Source organism: Stutzerimonas stutzeri (assembly GCF_024448715.1).
GTDB classification, from domain to species: domain Bacteria; phylum Pseudomonadota; class Gammaproteobacteria; order Pseudomonadales; family Pseudomonadaceae; genus Stutzerimonas; species Stutzerimonas stutzeri_AR.
The window spans coordinates 25,897-43,287 of the sequence record NZ_JAMOHZ010000010.1 but is presented as its reverse complement, the minus strand read 5'-3'; the positions used below and the strand labels follow the sequence as shown (position 1 = coordinate 43,287).

The 17,391-nt window shown below is 59.3% G+C and carries 14 protein-coding genes; 7 read left to right on the top strand and 7 right to left on the bottom strand.

Going from position 1 to position 17,391, the window contains the following annotated elements:
* The first annotated feature begins 1 nt into the window (after position 1).
* The 4 genes from NAV33_RS19350 (at position 2) to lpxC (ending at position 4,377) form a co-directional block, all read left to right on the top strand.
* On the top strand, positions 2–859 hold the full coding sequence (locus NAV33_RS19350; protein ID WP_255983075.1) for a cell division protein FtsQ/DivIB: 858 nt from the start codon (positions 2–4) through the stop codon (positions 857–859).
* 12 nt (positions 860–871) lie between these two features.
* Positions 872–2,119 (top strand): cell division protein FtsA, encoded by a 1,248-nt coding sequence (ftsA, locus tag NAV33_RS19345; RefSeq protein WP_255983073.1) that lies wholly within the window; start codon positions 872–874, stop codon positions 2,117–2,119.
* A 47-nt stretch (positions 2,120–2,166) separates the two neighbouring features.
* Positions 2,167–3,354, top strand: a complete 1,188-nt coding sequence (gene ftsZ / locus NAV33_RS19340) for a cell division protein FtsZ (RefSeq protein ID WP_255983071.1) — start codon at positions 2,167–2,169, stop codon at positions 3,352–3,354.
* Between the two features lie 111 nt (positions 3,355–3,465).
* Positions 3,466–4,377: a UDP-3-O-acyl-N-acetylglucosamine deacetylase gene (lpxC, locus tag NAV33_RS19335; RefSeq protein WP_255983069.1), complete on the top strand. Its 912-nt coding sequence runs from the start codon at positions 3,466–3,468 to the stop codon at positions 4,375–4,377.
* 142 nt (positions 4,378–4,519) lie between these two features.
* Here the strand turns inward: lpxC and NAV33_RS19330 are convergent, their stop codons facing one another.
* Positions 4,520–5,053, bottom strand: coding sequence for a ferritin-like domain-containing protein (locus tag NAV33_RS19330; RefSeq protein ID WP_255983067.1), 534 nt, complete (start codon positions 5,051–5,053; stop codon positions 4,520–4,522).
* Between the two features lie 258 nt (positions 5,054–5,311).
* A complete protein-coding gene (locus NAV33_RS19325; protein WP_255983065.1) occupies positions 5,312–5,710 on the bottom strand; it encodes a Rho termination factor N-terminal domain-containing protein in 399 nt (132 codons plus the stop codon).
* 393 nt (positions 5,711–6,103) lie between these two features.
* On the opposite strand from NAV33_RS19325, the gene rfbD reads away from it, so the two are divergent.
* Together rfbD and NAV33_RS19315 are read left to right on the top strand one after the other, a co-directional pair.
* Positions 6,104–7,030, top strand: coding sequence for a dTDP-4-dehydrorhamnose reductase (gene rfbD / locus NAV33_RS19320; RefSeq protein ID WP_255983063.1), 927 nt, complete (start codon positions 6,104–6,106; stop codon positions 7,028–7,030).
* Positions 7,031–7,180: 150 nt separating this feature from the next.
* Positions 7,181–8,080, top strand: coding sequence for an AEC family transporter (locus NAV33_RS19315; RefSeq protein WP_255983061.1), 900 nt, complete (start codon positions 7,181–7,183; stop codon positions 8,078–8,080).
* 12 nt (positions 8,081–8,092) lie between these two features.
* Here NAV33_RS19315 and NAV33_RS19310 read toward each other — a convergent pair whose 3' ends face one another.
* Both NAV33_RS19310 and NAV33_RS19305 read right to left on the bottom strand, forming a co-directional pair.
* Positions 8,093–8,848: a VC0807 family protein gene (locus tag NAV33_RS19310; protein ID WP_255983059.1), complete on the bottom strand. Its 756-nt coding sequence runs from the start codon at positions 8,846–8,848 to the stop codon at positions 8,093–8,095.
* 89 nt (positions 8,849–8,937) lie between these two features.
* Positions 8,938–9,894, bottom strand: coding sequence for a lysylphosphatidylglycerol synthase transmembrane domain-containing protein (locus tag NAV33_RS19305; RefSeq protein ID WP_255983057.1), 957 nt, complete (start codon positions 9,892–9,894; stop codon positions 8,938–8,940).
* A 204-nt stretch (positions 9,895–10,098) separates the two neighbouring features.
* On the opposite strand from NAV33_RS19305, the gene NAV33_RS19300 reads away from it, so the two are divergent.
* On the top strand, positions 10,099–11,355 hold the full coding sequence (locus NAV33_RS19300; RefSeq protein ID WP_255983055.1) for a cytochrome P450: 1,257 nt from the start codon (positions 10,099–10,101) through the stop codon (positions 11,353–11,355).
* Positions 11,356–11,366: 11 nt separating this feature from the next.
* On the opposite strand, the gene NAV33_RS19295 is transcribed toward NAV33_RS19300, so the two are convergent.
* The 3 genes from NAV33_RS19295 to purH form a co-directional block, all read right to left on the bottom strand.
* Positions 11,367–14,189 (bottom strand): hybrid sensor histidine kinase/response regulator, encoded by a 2,823-nt coding sequence (locus NAV33_RS19295; RefSeq protein WP_336605405.1) that lies wholly within the window; start codon positions 14,187–14,189, stop codon positions 11,367–11,369.
* A gap of 112 nt (positions 14,190–14,301) precedes the next feature.
* Positions 14,302–15,591, bottom strand: a complete 1,290-nt coding sequence (gene purD / locus NAV33_RS19290; protein WP_255983053.1) for a phosphoribosylamine--glycine ligase — start codon at positions 15,589–15,591, stop codon at positions 14,302–14,304.
* Positions 15,592–15,786: 195 nt separating this feature from the next.
* A complete protein-coding gene (gene purH, locus NAV33_RS19285) occupies positions 15,787–17,391 on the bottom strand; it encodes a bifunctional phosphoribosylaminoimidazolecarboxamide formyltransferase/IMP cyclohydrolase (RefSeq protein ID WP_255983051.1) in 1,605 nt (534 codons plus the stop codon).

Genomic DNA, 17,391 nt, shown 5'->3' with positions numbered 1-17,391 from the left:
CATGATCACCACGCTGCGTCACTCACAACCCGCTTCCGGTCGCGCCTCGCGCAAACTGGCGCAGCGTGGTGCGAGCCGCCTGGTGCAACCTGAGCCGCTTTCGACGCGCCTGCCGCGGCCAAGCCTGAGTTCGCTCAAGCGTTTCCTTTGGCCGGTGCTGTTGGTGGCGCTGGTAGTCGGGCTTTATGAGCTGGGCGAGCGGCTCGCGCCCTATGCCGATCGGCCAATCGCCAAGGTCAGCGTTCGGGGCGAGCTGACCTACGTCGATCAGCAGGTCGTACAGGCGCGTATGGCGCCGTTCGTCGAGGCCAGTTTTTTCAAGGTTGATCTTGATGCCTTGCGTCACGACCTTGAACAAATGCCGTGGATTGCGCATGTCGAGGCGCGACGGATCTGGCCGGACCAGGTCATGGTGCGTCTCGATGAGCAATTGCCTATCGCCCGTTGGGGCGACGAGGCGTTGCTGAACAACAACGGTCAAGCCTTTGCGCCGAATGACCTGACTCAGTATGAACACTTGCCACAATTGTATGGTCCGAAGCGGGCCCAGCAGCGGGTCATGCAGCAGTACCAGATGCTCAGCCAGATGCTGCGGCCCCTCGGTTTTTCCATTGCCCGTCTGGAGCTACGTGCACGGGGCAGCTGGTTCGTGACGACCAAGCAGGGCGTCGAGCTGTTGTTGGGCAGAGACCAGGTAATCGAAAAAATGCGTCGCTTCACTGCCATCTATCAGCAAGCGCTGGCGCAGGAGAGCGAGAAAATTGCGCGGATCGATCTCCGCTACGCCAACGGCTTGGCCGTGGCCTGGCGCGAGCCGAGTCCGACCACGACGGACGAATCCGTCGTTGCGAAGAATTGAGGAATGAAACACATGTCTAGCGTGCAAAGCGGCAAGATGATCGTCGGTCTCGATATCGGCACTTCCAAGGTGGTAGCGCTGGTGGGCGAGGTTACGCCGGATGGCGAACTTGAAATCGTCGGGATCGGTACCCATCCGTCGCGCGGGCTGAAGAAGGGCGTGGTGGTCAATATCGAGTCAACCGTTCAGTCGATCCAGCGTGCTGTCGAAGAAGCACAGCTGATGGCTGGCTGCCGTATCCATTCGGCCTTTGTCGGCCTGGCCGGTAACCACATCCGCAGCCTCAACTCCCACGGCATCGTCGCCATTCGTGATCGCGAAGTCAGCAATGCGGACCTTGAGCGCGTGCTTGATGCTGCGCAAGCTGTGGCCATTCCGGCGGATCAGCGCGTGCTGCACACCCTGCCGCAGGACTATGTGATCGATAACCAGGAAGGTGTTCGCGAGCCACTGGGCATGTCCGGGGTACGTTTGGAAGCGAAGGTTCACGTAGTCACCTGTGCGGTGAATGCAGCCCAGAACATCGAAAAGTGCGTGCGTCGCTGTGGCCTCGAAGTCGACGACATCATTCTTGAGCAGCTGGCCTCGGCTCATGCGGTACTGACCGACGACGAGAAGGAGCTGGGCGTCTGCCTGGTGGATATCGGCGGAGGCACCACCGACATCTGCATCTTCACCGAAGGCGCGATCAGGCACACCGCTGTCATCCCGATTGCCGGCGATCAGGTGACCAACGACATCGCCATGGCGCTGCGCACCCCGACCCAATACGCCGAAGAGATCAAGATTCGCTACGCCTGCGCGCTAGCCAAACTGGCTGGTCCCGGCGAAACCATCAAGGTACCGAGCGTTGGCGATCGTCCGCCGCGGGAACTCTCACGGCAGGCACTGGCCGAAGTCGTGGAGCCGCGCTATGACGAGTTATTCACATTGATTCAGGCCGAACTGCGTCGCAGCGGCTATGAGGATCTGGTTCCGGCAGGGATCGTCCTCACTGGTGGTACAGCAAAGATGGAAGGAGCCATCGAGCTGGCCGAGGAAATCTTTCACATGCCGGTGCGCCTGGGCGTACCGCACAGCATCAACGGACTCACGGATGTCGTCCGTAACCCTATCTATTCAACGGGCGTGGGCCTGTTGCTATACGGCATGCGCAAGCAGACCGATGGCATCTCCATGTCCGGTCTCGGCAACATTGCCGAAGAACCCAAAACATCTGTCGTGGACCGGCTCAAAAGCTGGATCCAGGGCAATTTCTGAGCAGTGCGGCTGTACCTAAAACTAGAAAGCTGGAAGGAGAGAGGGAAATGTTCGAACTCGTAGATCATACCCCGCAAAGTGCAGTGATTAAGGTCATTGGCGTAGGCGGCGGCGGCGGCAATGCCGTCAATCACATGGTGCGCAACAGCGTTGAAGGCGTGGAATTTATCTGCGCCAACACCGATGCCCAGGCGTTGAAGAAAATCGAAGCGCGGACCGTATTGCAGTTGGGTTCCGCCATCACCAAGGGCCTGGGCGCCGGGACCAATCCCGACATTGGCCGTCAGGCCGCAATGGACGACCGCGAGCGCATCGCTGAAGTGCTGCAGGGTGCAGACATGGTGTTTATCACCACCGGCATGGGCGGTGGTACCGGTACTGGCGCCGCACCGGTCATCGCTTCGGTCGCCAAGGAAATGGGTATCCTGACCGTCGCCGTGGTGACGCGTCCGTTCCCGTTCGAAGGTCGCCGCCGTATGCAGGTTGCAGACGAAGGCATTCGTCAGCTGTCCGAGTGCGTTGACTCACTAATCACCATCCCCAACGAAAAACTGCTGACCATCCTCGGTAAGGATGCCAGCCTGCTGGCCGCCTTCGCCAAGGCAGATGACGTGCTCACCGGCGCGGTACGTGGCATCTCCGACATCATGCAGCGTCCCGGCCTGATGAACGTCGACTTCGCCGACGTGAAAACCGTCATGGGTGAAATGGGCATGGCGATGATGGGTACTGGTTGTGCCACCGGTCCGAACCGTGCTCGCGAAGCCACCGAGGCGGCTATCCGTAACCCGCTCCTGGAAGATGTCAATCTGCAGGGCGCCCGTGGCATCCTGGTCAATATCACCGCTGGTCTGGATCTTTCGCTTGGTGAGTATGCCGCTGTCGGCGAGATTATCGAGGCGTTCGCGTCCGATGAAGCGACGGTCAAGGTTGGTGCCGTCATCGATCCGGACATGCTCGATGAGCTGCACGTTACGGTAGTGGCCACTGGTCTCGGCCCGCGCAATGAAAAGCCGGTCAAGGTTGTGGACAATACACTGCAGACCGCTGCTGTCGCGCCTCAGGCTGCGCCGGCTCCACGGCAGGATCAGGCAGCGGTGAATTACCGTGACCTGGAGCGTCCGACCGTCATGCGCAACCAGGCCCATGCAGCCGCTACTGCAGCAAAGATGCATCCTCAGGAGGATCTGGACTATCTCGATATTCCTGCCTTCTTGCGTCGTCAGGCTGATTGATTGCATGTATCAGGACTATTGGGGTGATTGGTATTCAGCAAAGTGGGCTTCTGCTATGATCGCCACCTTTGTTGGAAACCATTCGCAACAGCGCAATAGCGAAACCAAGCCATGATCAGACAACGCACATTAAAGAACATCATTCGCGCTACTGGCGTCGGCCTGCATTCGGGAGAGAAGGTCTATCTCACCCTGAAGCCGGCCCCAGTGGACACTGGGATAGTGTTCTGTCGCACCGATCTCAATCCGCCCGTGCAGATTGCCGCGCGGGCCGAGAACGTTGGCGAAACCACCATGTCGACGACGCTGATCAGCGGTGACGTCAAGGTCGATACGGTGGAGCATTTGCTTTCGGCAATGGCTGGACTTGGAATCGACAATGCCTGTGTCGAGCTTTCCGCCTCGGAAGTGCCGATCATGGATGGCAGCGCTGGACCCTTCGTATTCCTGATTCAATCGGCCGGCCTGCAGGAGCAGGATGCCCCCAAGAAGTTCATCCGTATCATCCGTGAGGTCACAGTGGAGGATGGCGACAAGCGCGCCACATTCCTGCCATTCGAAGGCTTCAAGGTGAGTTTCGAGATCGATTTCGACCACCCGGTTTTCCGAGGTCGCACCCAGACCGCCAGTGTGGATTTTTCCAGCACTTCCTTTGTTAAGGAAGTCAGCCGTGCACGAACCTTCGGTTTCATGCGCGACATTGAGTTCCTCCGCTCGCACAACCTGGCCCTGGGCGGAAGTGTCGACAATGCGATCGTGGTCGATGAAGACCATGTGCTCAACGAAGACGGCTTGCGTTATGAAGACGAGTTCGTGAAGCACAAGATTCTCGATGCAATTGGTGATCTGTACTTGCTGGGTACCAGCCTGATCGGCGAATTCCGCGGCTTTAAATCCGGACATGCATTGAACAACCGCTTGCTGCGCACCTTGATGGAACAGAAAGATGCGTGGGAAATGGTGACCTTCGATGACTCCCAGACCGCACCGATCTCCTACATGCGTCCGGCAGCTGCCGGCTGAGTAGTACTCTCTTTCCTTTTTGAGGCCACCTTCGGGTGGCTTTTTTTTAACTTCAAGTTTTCAAGAAGCGGCATCAACGCCCTAATCTACGAACCACACGCTGACCCCGCTGTCCTTTGCCACCGGCTGGCAGCTGGTAGCTTCAATTCATGCCGTCGAGCAGGCTGGCCATGTCGTCGGCGTGTTCTTCTTCTTGCGCGAGGATATCTTCGAAGATGCGCCTTGTGGTGGGGTCCTTGTCGCCGATGTACTGGACGATTTCTCGATAACTATCGATGGCGATGCGTTCGGCGACGAGGTTTTCGAAGACCATATCGCGCAGTCCATTGCCTTCGGCATATTGCGCGTGTGCCCGCTCGCTCAGGCTGTCCGGGTTGAAGTCCGGCGCGCCACCGAGCTGTACGATACGTTCGGCCAGTCGGTCGGCATGCTCCTGCTCCTCATTCGCGTGCTCGAGAAACTCATCGGCGGCAACGCTGGATTTCAGTCCTGTCGCCATGTAGTAGTGGCGCTTGTAGCGCAGGTAGCAAACTAGTTCGGTCGCAAGTGCCTCGTTGAGCAGGCGGATCACGGTGTCGCGATCCGCCGAATAACTTTCGGTCACCGCACCGTTTTCGACATGCTGTCGAGCGCGCTCGCGCAGGGTCTGTTTGTCGCTCAGTTGTACATAGCTCATCATGGTCTCCTGGATGCTGGGCTGTGGCTTATTGTTCGGCCACGCTCTGACCACTGCGCCTATTGGCGTCTCTCTGGGCCGTTAGTTGTGATGGATGGACAGACGAAAAGTTTAGCCAAGGGCTTCGTCCGCTGGCCGATCAGGTTTGCCCGGATCCTCGATGGGGACCGGTTCGCCGGGTTCTTTTCGCTCTGGCACTGGAATGGGGCTTGGTGTGCCGTCATCTCGAGGGTCGGGTTCATGCATGGCTGTGTTCCTTCAGCTGAGCGCCTTGATGAGGTCGTCTTTGCGCATCTTCGAGCGTCCATGAACGTCACGCTCACGGGCTTTCTGCATCAACTCATCTCGGGTGAGGTCGGTGAGTGACGTGCTGCCCGAGCGGTTGCTGCGCGCCGAGCCTTTATTTGGCGAGTCGCCGTCGCGAGTCTTTGCCGCTCGGTGCGCCGAATCCTTGCGGTCCGCTCGCTTGGCCGTCTCGCTTTTCTTTTGTCCTGAGCCGCCCTTGCGCTCGCCGCCACCGGATTGCTTGTTGACCGTGGCCCAGGCGCGCGCTTCGGCTTCCTTCGCCGGTACACCGCGATCTTCATAACTGTCTTCGATGTGCTCGGCTTTACGCTGCTGTTTATCCGTGTACTTGGATTTTTCGCCTCTGGGCATGATCTCTCTCCTCGTGCATGTATGGGATGACCGCGGGCTCGCAGATGCCTGACTGCAAAACTGTCCGCTACAGCCTTGCTCTTCTGTTTTGGTCCACACGGCAGATTGGGAGTTTCACTCGTGTTAGCATCACGCGCCCCTTTCGGCACCGGTCCTTTCTAACTCGCGTGATTCAGGCGTCAGCGATGGCTATGCGAGCAAGGTCGGATATAGCTGGAAATATAATTGTCAGCAGGCTTTGGTTCGGGGGAACAAAAGCCTTTTATGCTGGCCTGAACAAAGCACGCACCGCGCTAGCTCGGTGCTTTTAGCTCGATGGACGTGTATCGAATCTGTTTTTACAAATCCATGCTTGCCGCTTAACCGGCGGGCTTTCGATGAGGCGATAACCAGATGCGAATCCTTGTATGCGGTGCCAGTGGCCAGGTCGGTCACGAGTTGGTAGACCGTGCCCGTGCATATGGTCTCGAGGCGCTTGGCATGACCCGGAGGCAGCTGGACATCACCAATAGTGGTCAGGTTCGACAGCTAATCCGTCAGCTCAAGCCCGGGCTGATCATCAACGCGGCGGCGTACACCCATGTCGATAACGCCGAGACGCATAGCGATCAGGCTTACGCCGTCAATCGCGATGGTGCCGCACGGCTCGCTGAAGCGGCCCGGGAGGCAGCTATTCCGCTGCTGCACATTTCGACCGATTATGTCTTTTCCGGCGAAACCCAGACGCCTTACAACGAAACGGACGAGGTCGCGCCAACTGGCGTTTACGGCGCGAGCAAGCTGGCGGGGGAAGCGGCCATTCAGGCTGTTCTAGACCAGCATGTAATTCTGCGGACCAGCTGGGTCTATGGCGTGCATGGCCATAACTTTGTGAAAACCATGTTGCGCCTGGGGCGCCAGCGCGATTCGCTATCGGTGGTCGCCGATCAGTTCGGATGCCCCACCCAGGCAGGCAGCATCGCCGATGTTTTGCTGCAGCTATCCCAGCGTTATGCTCGCGAAGGTACGCTCGCCTGGGGGCTTTACCATTACAGCGGTCAATCGTTCTGCTCCTGGTTCGATTTCGCCGTGGAAATTTTCCGCCAGGCAGAGGCCAAGGGCATTCTTCCCAAGCAGCCGCAGGTGTCGTCGATCACGACCGCGCAATACCCGACACCCGCGCGCCGTCCGGTCTGGTCAGTTCTAGAATGCTCCAAGTTCGAAGCAACCTTTGGCATTGCCGCACATGATTGGCATGAAGGTCTGGGGGCTGTGCTCGATGCGCTGGGCAGTACAGATGCTTATCCGGCGAGTTTAGCTGCCCACCACTCTCAAGCCTGAATTCGCTGACCTATCCGGGTTCGACAATCGGACGACGCTGTCCCGGATTCGAACAGTTAGCTGATTGATGATCTCGCCCCGAAGTCGGAGTATTCTTTGCGCCTTTTTGCGGGGCGACAAGAGGTCGCGCCGGTTGCTGGAGAATGCCGCGTGGTCGTGTTTCAGGCGATTTTGCCTATTTTTGGCGTGATCATGCTTGGTTACGTGCTCGGCTGGCGGCGCTGGCTCGCCGGCGAAGCCGCTACCGGCCTCGCGAATATCACGTTCAAGTTGTTCATGCCGGCTGTTCTGTTTACCGGTATCGCCCGAGCGCAACTGAGCGATGGCATGTCGTCCATGCTATTGCTGGCGTATTTCGGACCGGTACTTGCCATCCTCGTCGCGGTCGGGCTGGTCACACACCGTTTGCTCGGGCGGGCTTCTCCGCTGGGACTTACGGCCGCCTACTCGAACAACGTGCTGGTCGGGATTCCTCTTGTGACTACCTTGCTAGGGTCGGCGAGCCTGGTATACGTGTTCGCCATCCTGGTTTTCCACAGCCTGATCCTGTTTTCGCTGCAGAGTTTCTACAGCGCGTTCGGCTCGGGGCAGAAGGTAAGCGGCAAGGCCCTACTAAAGAATCTCGCCAACCCGCTCATTGTCGGTTTGTTGCTTGGCGCTCTGCTGAACGCTTCAGGCATCGATCTGCCACAGCCGGTCTGGCGCATAGCCGACTGGCTGGCGCAGGCGGCGCTGCCTTGCGCGCTGATGGTGCTGGGTATCAGTCTCTCGCGCTACCGTTTGCGTCCCAGTCTCACTTCGCTGGGGCTGACATTGATCAAGCTGGGCCTGTTTCCGCTACTGGTGTGGTACATCAGCGGAATACTGCCGGGGCTGAATGAGGAGGCTCGCAGTGTTCTGGTGCTCCTGGCGGCCTGCCCGAGCGGCGTCAATGTGCTGGCCTTCGTGGTCAACCAGGAGGACACCCGCGCAGTCAGCTCGACCGTGTTCCTGTCGACCGTGCTAGCGGCTGTCAGTCTACCGCTGTGGATGATGTTGATATCTGCCTGAATGTGCCCTTGTTCAGGGGCGCTCGCCATGCTGATCGGCACGCATGTTAGGGGCGATGATGTCCTCAAGGCGCAGCCCGGTCAGGCCGTGGATAGTGCGCCACAGGTAATAAAAGATCGCCATCATCATCAACATGCTGGGAATGGCGATCATCGGATAGCTGAGCAATGTCATGCGACCCAGCTCTGCATTGAACGCCTCGCTACCGGCCGGGCTGTGAACGATCCACTTGGCCAGTACGTAGTTCATGAAGGACGAAAAGAAGAAGGTGCCGCTGAGCAAGTATGTGGCGCGCAACAGTCGAGTTTCGAAGTGATCGATCTGGCCATTGCGCTCGAGTTGCTCATGGACTTTGGCGACGTTAAGCACCTTGGGGTTGTAGAGCAGCGTGCGGATCAAGGGAAAGCGTGTGCGGGTGGAGGCGAGTACGGCAATGCCGATGATCCCGGGAATCGCAGCTTCCTTGATCGCCAACCACTGTGGGTCCAGCTGCAGCAGTCCGATGCCTCCGGTTAGCAATACGCTGAGCAGGCCCAACAAGGCGATCCAGTTATATTTGCGGTACTTCGCCAGCTCGAACAGGCCCCAGCCGAGGGGGAATGCCAGCGCCAGCAATAGCGCACCGTCCGCGCCGAGGCGCTCTTCACCGCTGAGCTTCATCAGAATCAGCGAAGGGATCAGGATGCTTATTGCCAGGTCAATCAAGGGCCGGGGCTTGTGCTCGGCCGGCTGATCAGTGCCCGGTTGATTGGTGCGGGTATCGGTCATGTGATTCGGTTCATCTCGGAGGAAGGTGAATGATCGCCCGTGCGCGCGTGCTTAGCCATAGGGCAATGGTGGTGTACCGTGACAGCAGGTTACTGATCAGTAGCAGCGCTCCTGCTTCTTCGCTTCCCCGACCATTGCGCGGCTTCGAATACCGTTACGATGAGGATTGCCAGGGCGAAGGGCAGCAGTAGATAGAAAGCCCTGAACACGATCAATGCCGCCAAGACGTCAGCGGTATTCAATTCTGGCAATGCGGCGAGAAAGGTTACTTCCAGCACGCCAAGTCCGCCGGGCGCATGGGATAGCAAGGCCAGCGAAAAGGAAGCAAGGAACACCCCGAGGATCACCAGGTACCCGGGATTGTGCATGGCAGGAAGCGCAAAATAGATGATTGCGGCGGCGCAGGCGAGTTCCAGCGGTGCGGCGACGAGCTGCCTGCCGACAATTGGCAGGCGCGGATAGTCGATTCGCCATTTGCCGACATGCAGTGGCGCAAAATGTCGCCATGCGCCGATCACATAAAGTCCGACCAGGCACAGCAGGAAGGAGCCGACTGCAATCGATAGCCATGGTTCGGCGTCTATGACCCTGTTCAGCAGTTCTGGTCGCAGGACCAGCACAGTGCCGCCGGCCAGCAGAGTGCCGAGGACGAACGTTAGCGAGCAGAACACGATCAGCACGCCGATTTCTTGCGGCGTAAGCCCCTTGCTGCGATACGCACGGTAGCGCACGAGTGCACCGGAAAATACAGACGCGCCTATGTTGTGGGCCAGCGCATAGGTGGTGAACGAGCAAAGCGTGATGAACCACCAGGAGATCTTTTTGCCTAGATGGGCTATGGCTATTCGATCGTACCAGGCCAGCGCGACGTAGGCGCCAAGCGTAGCCAGGCCGGCCAGCAGCCAATTGTGATAGCTGATGGCTTCAAGGCTCTCGGTGAGCTCAGCCAACGAGATAGTGCGAATCTCCTGATAGAGCAGGTAGCCGGAAAGCAATACCGCCATGATGCCGACAAGGGTCCAGGCGACATCGCTCCTCTTCATCATCGTGTTGGCTCCTTGGCGAAGGCTTTTTTGCCTCGAAGCGAAAGCTCGGACAATCGGTGATCGGCGCATCGCGGAATATTCGGCCGGTCTGTTTATCGGCACCGGTCTGTGCGTTTTGTTCATTCTACGCGGCGGCGCTGGGGTGGGGCACCCACGGAGTGGCGAGAGGTCCATCAAAGAGCCGATTGGTGAAAAGGTGTGCTTATGCCAGATATTCCCCGCGATCCAGGTGTGGACAGTTCTCTATCGCTGCTAAGCGAGGGCTATTCGTTCATTCCGAATCGCTGTCAGCGGCTCGGGTCCGACATATTTCAGGTCCGCCTGTTGATGCAGAACACCATTTGCATGACTGGAGAGGACGCAGCGAGGCTGTTTTACGATGAGCAGCTGTTTCAGCGGCAGCACGCGGCGCCGCGCATGTTGAAAAAGACCCTGTTTGGCCAGGGTGGGGTGCAAGGTCTGGATGATGCGGCCCACCGACATCGCAAGCGGCTGTTCCTTTCGCTGCTGACAGACGATGCCATTGCCGAGCTGGTGCGGTTGAGCGAAACAAATTGGCAGGCCGCTATTGCGACGTGGCAAAGCTGTGATCGCGTCACGCTGCTGCCTGAGGTGCAGGCGATTCTTGCTCGTTCGGTATGTGAGTGGGCTGGCGTGCCGCTCGCCGCTGGGGAGCTGCAGCTACGGCGCGATCAACTGGCAGCCATGATTGACGGTGCGGGCGGCGTTAGTGCTCGTCACTGGCGCGCGCGCAAAGCACGCAAAGAGGCGGAATGTTGGATGGTGGAACTGCTCAGGCAGGTGCGCACCGGGGAACTGGTTCTTGACGAGACTCGGGCGTTGGCGGTTGTTGCTCGATATGTCGATCCGGACGGACAGGCCTTGGACGAAAAGGTCGCTGCCGTGGAGATGCTCAATCTGCTGCGCCCGACCGTAGCGGTAGCACGCTTTGTTATCTATGCCGCGCTGGAACTGCTGGCCCATCCACAGTGGCGTCAACGATTGCAGTGGGATGACGCCGTGCTGGAGCCCTTTGCCCAGGAAGTTCGGCGGCTCCATGCATTCTTTCCGTTTACCGCCGCGCGTGTACGAAAGGATTTCGAATGGAAGGGCTATCACTTTCCAAAAGGCACGCGGGTGTTGCTGGATCTGTACGGCACCAATCGAGACGCACGGCTCTGGGAAGCGCCCGAGCAGTTCCGCCCCGAGCGCTTTGCCGCGTGGGATGGTGGAGCTTTCGACTTCATTACCCAGGGCGGCGGTGATGCTGCGACGGGGCATCGTTGTCCCGGCGAGCCTTTGGCAATCGCGTTGCTGATGAGTGCGCTGCGCATGCTGACGCGCCGGATGAACTATGCGGTACCTGCGCAGGATTTGCGCATGCACGAGTCACGAATGCCTGCGCAACCGGAAAGCCTATTTATCATCACTGGCGTCACGCTGCTGCAGCCGAACTCGTAAACCGGCCGCGGTCAGAGGAGCGACGAGCGATCCGTGGCGGCCGCTCTGATTTCAACCCAATGTTCGATGAGCTCGCGCAGCTGGGACATCTCGACAGGTTTGGACATATGCCCGTCCATTCCGGCGTCGCGGGCGCGTTCGCGATGCTCGCTGAGAATATGTGCGGTAAGCGCCACCACCGGAGTATGTGGGCGGCGCTCAGAGGCTTCCCAGGCACGTAGTCGCGCTGTTGCCTCGAAGCCGTCCATGACCGGCATTTCGCAATCCATCAGTACCAGGTCGTAGGGTTGTGCCTTGATTGCTGCGAGCGCTTCCTCACCATTGCTGGCGGTATCCGGCTTTAGGTTGAGCTTGTTCAACATGCCACGGATGACTTTGGTAGAAATGCTGTTGTCTTCGGCCACCAGAATGCGAAAGTCGTCCGGCACCGAAAATGAAGTGCTGGATCGAGTGGTGGAAGGTTGTGCGACTGTGCGGGTATTGCGGCGAGCCAGTTCATCCGCCAAGGTGGTTTTCAGCGTATAGCCGGCAACGGGTTTGGCCAGGATGCGTTTGATGCCGGCGTTGCGCGCGATGACCTTGCTCGGCGCGCTGCTCATGCCGGTCAGCATGATCAGCAGAACGTCATGGTTGAGGCTGAAGTCCTCCTTGATCTTGGTGGCGAGCTGCATGCCGGTCATGCCCGGCATGTCTTGGTCGAGTAAGACGACGTCGAAATATTCATGCAAGTGCGCTTTGGTGCGGAGTAGGGCGAGCGCTTCCTTGCCTGAAGCCACAGCACTGACGTCAACTCCCCAACTGCTGCATTGCTGGCTGAGTACTTTGCGGCAGGTGTCGTTGTCGTCCACTATCAGCAAACGCGCCCCTCGCAGGGGACCATCGAGATCACTGTTGGGCTGCTCCGAGATATCGACCCCCAACGGTAGGCTTATCCATAAGATGTTGCCGGTAATGCCGCCGGTCCGGATGCCGAACTCACCATCCATCAGGTGAACCAGCTGTCGCGCGATGATCAGTCCGAGTCGGCCGCCATGGCGGGTTGCGGCGAGAAAGTTGCGGCTGTCCAGCGCGGCGTTGAGCAGGGCATCGCGTTCCTGCGCTTCCAGCGGGCGGCCACTGTCTTGAATGGTGATGCGCAATCGTGGCTGCGCCTCGCTGTCGTCCACGGCAGCGATCAACAGTACCTCGCCTTCCTCGGTTTGCTTGAAGGCGTTCTCGAGCAGATTCAGCAATGTTTGGCGCAGGCGGGTCGGGTCGCCTGCAACGACATGCGGCATCTGTGGCTGGATAAAACTGATCAGCTCGACTTTCTGCTGTTCAGCCTTGGCGCGGAAGATGCCCAGGCAGTCTTCGATCAGCGCGTTGAGGTCGAATTGAACATCGTCAAGCTCGACCTGCCCGGATTCCAGTTTGGAAATATCGAGAATTTCGTTGATCAGGTTGAGCAGCTCGTTGCCGGAGCTGTGAATGGTCTGCACATAGTCACGTTGCTTGGCTGACAGCGAGGTGCTGAGCAAGAGCTCGCTCATTCCCAAAACGCCATTCATGGGTGTGCGAATTTCATGGCTGATCTTCGCCAGGAAGTCTGCCTTGGTCCGTAGCTCGGCGCTGGTGACTGCTTCGGCGGTATGCAAGGTTCGGTTGTCAGCCTGAATCTGGCGCTGCCGCTCGAGCAGGGCAAAGCTGAGTATCAGCCCTGAGCATGTCGTCATGCTGAACACTACGCCGGTCAGCCAGTCGGGATCGAGCTGGGTGAGGCCAAGCAGGGTTGGCAGAACGAAGACAAAGCCGGCATCGAACAGCAGCATGCCGGCGACGAGCAGCCGGGCCGGATCGTAGTTCTGACGCCAATACCGGATCGCCACCGCCGTAACACTGACAGCGGCGCCCAGCACCATGGCATAGATCAACCAGCTGAACCAGAGCTGGCCGGTGAGCAGTATCGTTGCCGCCAGCGCGGTGACGATGCCTAGTTGCAGTGCGAGCAGCCAGCTGACCCAGGGTTTTCTGCGGTGGTGAAAGAAACCGAAGGTGAAGGCCAGCAAGGAAATACAGGCCAGCAACGCTGACATGTCAGCTATCAGCGGTTGGCTGTAGATGAGTTTCGGCGACCACACCGCCAGCAGACCAAGGTTCGCCACGGCACAGCTAAGCAGCGCGCCATGCAGCAAGGCGAGCCACACATGGCTGTAACTGAGGGTGTAGGCGAAGCGCAGCAGGTTGTAGATCGTGAGCAGTGCCAGAGCGCCGAACAGTGCCCCGAAGAGATAAGCGGGACGGGCCTGCTCGACGAGGCCAAGCTCGTCGACGGTCTGAAACCAGGCCATGATCGGGTGTGATGACTGTAAGCGGATGTACGCTTCGCGAGGCGCGCCGTCGTTGGGCAGCGCAAACAGGTAAGCGCGGGCAGGCAAGGGTCGAGACTCCAACGGCCTTAGCTCACCGGTCTCTACATGGCGCTCAAGTTGTCCATCACGGAGCAAGTAGAAATCGACATACTGCACGCGTGGGGCAAATATTCGTAACCAATTCGGTTGGCTGAGGGCCGGTAGGCTCACTTGCAACCAGATGGCGTTGTCATTCGCCGGGGCAGAGTAGGAGAGCTTGTCGATACGTTGGAACAGACTGCGCTGATCCAGTATTTCATCAAGGGTGAGCAGACCGGATTGATCGATGAGCAATCGCCAATTGGGCTGTGTCGCTTGTGTAGCGTCGGCAACGGGTTGCGCTGGGGAGGGGGGCGATACTGAGGTGACGGCAAATGCAGGCGAAGCATTCAGCGCAGTCAGTAATAGACCGAAGGCAAAAGCAATGGCGACCCAGAGTCGACGCACGATTGAAGTCCCTTCATCTGTGTGACGGCCGATTATAGCCGCGGCAACCGAACGCTGTAATGTGCGCGGCGCTTTGCATCGGCCGTCGCGCACGTTTCCATGTTATTTGTGCTCAGCTTTCGCCTTGTTCGCGAGCGATGGCACGATAGCCGATGTCGTGGCGATAGAAATGACCATCCCACTCGATACGTGCGGCCAGAGCATAGGCGTTCTGCTGGGCAGCGGAAACCGTGTCGCCCATTGCCGTAGCGCAGAGCACTCGGCCGCCGGATGTCCTGATCTCGTCACCTTTCAGGGCGGTGCCAGCATGGAAAACCTTGCCTTCCAGCGTTGCTGCAGCCTCCAATCCGCGAATCGGTGTGCCCTTGGCATAGTCGTTCGGGTAGCCGCCGGCGGCTAGCACCACGCCGAGGCTGGGGCGCGGGTCCCATTGCGCTTCGATCTTATCCAGCGCCTTAGCCAGCGCTGCCTCGATCAGTAATATCAGGCTGGACTGCAGTCGCAGCATGATCGGTTGGGTTTCCGGATCGCCGAAGCGGCAGTTGAACTCGATGACCTTGGGCGCGCCGCTGCGGTCGATCATCAGGCCGGCGTAAAGAAAGCCCGTATAGACGTTGCCTTCGGCAGCCATGCCTTTGACGGTCGGCCAGATCACCTCGTCCATGACGCGCTGGTGCACCTCGGCGGTGACTACCGGTGCAGGCGAATAGGCGCCCATGCCGCCGGTGTTCGGGCCAGTATCTCCATCACCGACACGCTTATGATCCTGGCTGGTGGCCATCGGCAGAACGTTGGCGCCATCGACCATAACGATGAAGCTGGCTTCTTCGCCGTCGAGGAATTCTTCGATGACCACCCGCGCACCGGCATCGCCGAAGGCATTGCCGGAGAGCATGTCGCGCACGGCTTCCTCGGCTTCAACCAAAGTCATGGCGACGATAACGCCCTTACCGGCAGCAAGGCCGTCGGCTTTGATCACGATAGGTGCGCCTTTCTCTTGCAGATAAGCCAGCGCCGGCTCGATCTCAGTGAAGTTCTGGTAGTCGGCGGTAGGAATTTTGTGGCGGGCCAGGAAATCCTTGGTGAAGGCCTTGGAGCCTTCCAGTTGTGCGGCGGCGGCAGTTGGGCCGAAGCAGTCCAGGCCGCGTGCACGGAACAAGTCGACCACACCTTTGACCAGTGGAGCCTCCGGGCCGACGATGGTCAGCTGCACGTTCTGCTCGGCGAAATCCGCCAGCTGTTCGATAGCCAGCACATCAATGGCGACGTTCTCGCACTTCGCTTCAGTTGCGGTGCCGGCATTGCCGGGGGCGACGAAGACTTTTTTAATCCGAGGATCCTGCGCCACCTTCCACGCCAGTGCGTGCTCGCGCCCGCCGCTGCCGATGATCAGTACGTTCATGAAAATCTCCTGGTGGGTCCGAACGATGCCGGATCGTTGGGTATCGCTTCGCTTCCCAACCTACGAATCTCGAGGTCGTATCGGGTCGGTAGATGCACCGCGCCCGGCTCTTCACCCAGCGGAGTTGCCGTTTGGCAATGAGCATTGGGGAAGAGCCGGGCAACGCCGCAGATGCCAGTCCGAATGCGACCGTTATTAGTGTCTGAAGTGGCGCATGCCGGTGAACACCATGGCGATGCCGGCTTCGTCTGCCGCGGCGATGACTTCGGCGTCGCGCATCGAACCGCCCGGTTGGATCACCGCGGTGATGCCGGCTTTGGCGGCATTGTCGATGCCGTCGCGGAAGGGGAAGAAGGCATCCGAGGCCATGACCGCGCCGGGTACCGGTAGGCCAGCATGTTCGGCTTTGATCGCGGCGATGCGGGCGGAATTGACCCGGCTCATCTGGCCGGCGCCGACGCCCACGGTCTGACGATTCTTGGCGTAGACGATGGCGTTGGATTTAACGAACTTGGCCACCTTCCAGGCGAAGATCAGGTCGTGGATTTCCTGCTCTGTCGGGGCGCGCTGGGTCACGATCTTCAGATCCTCGGCAGTAATCATGCCGATGTCGCGGCTTTGTACCAGCAAGCCGCCGTTGACCCGTTTGTAATCCCAACCCGGTGCGCGTTCGGCCGGCCATTGGCCACATTCGAGCAGGCGCACGTTGGCCTTGGCGGCGACGGCCTCACGGGCTTCGGCGGAAATGCTCGGCGCAATGATCACTTCGACGAACTGGCGCTCGACGATGGCGCGGGCGGTTTCACCGTCCAGCTCGCGGTTGAAGGCGATGATGCCGCCGAACGCCGATTCGCTGTCGGTGGCATAGGCCAGCTCGTAGGCCTGGCGGATGCCGCCTTCGTCTTCCGGCACCACGGCGACGCCGCAAGGGTTGGCGTGCTTGACGATGACGCAGGCCGGCTTGACGAAGCTCTTCACGCATTCCAGTGCGGCGTCCGTATCGGCGACGTTGTTGAAGGAAAGTTCCTTGCCCTGCAGCTGGCGGGCCGTGGCGACGCAGGCTTCGTCGGCGGTTTCGACGTAGAACGCCGCTATCTGGTGAGGGTTCTCACCGTAGCGCATGTCTTGTGCCTTGACGAACTGGGTGGTGAACGTGCGCGGCAGCAGGCTGCGGCCTTCGGTGGACAGGTTCTCAGCGCTCTGATCGACGGTGCCCAGGTAGTTGGCAATCATGCCGTCGTAGGACGCGGTGTGCTCGAAAGCTTTAAGAGCCAGGTCGAAACGCTGCGCATAGGTCAGGCCACCGTCCTGCAGGTTCTCGATGACACTGGCGTAATCATCGGCGTTGACGACGATGGCGACGTCCTTGTGATTCTTCGCCGCGCTACGGACCATGGTCGGTCCGCCGATATCGATGTTCTCGATAGCGTCCGGCAACGTGCAGCCAGGCTTGGCGACCGTGGCGGCGAAGGGATAAAGATTGACCGCGACCAGATCGATCGGATTGATGCCGTGCTCCGCCATGACCGCGCCGTCGAGATCGCGACGTCCGAGGATGCCGCCATGAATCTTCGGGTGCAGCGTCTTCACCCGGCCGTCCATCATTTCCGGGAAGCCGGTGTAGTCGGCGACTTCGATCGCGGCGATGTCATTTTCACGTAGCAGCTTGAAGGTGCCGCCGGTGGACAAGATCTCGACACCGAGGGCGACGAGCTCGCGGGCGAATTCAGCGACGCCGGTCTTGTCGGACACGCTGATCAGGGCGCGGCGAACGGGAAGGCGGAGGGAATGATCGGTCAT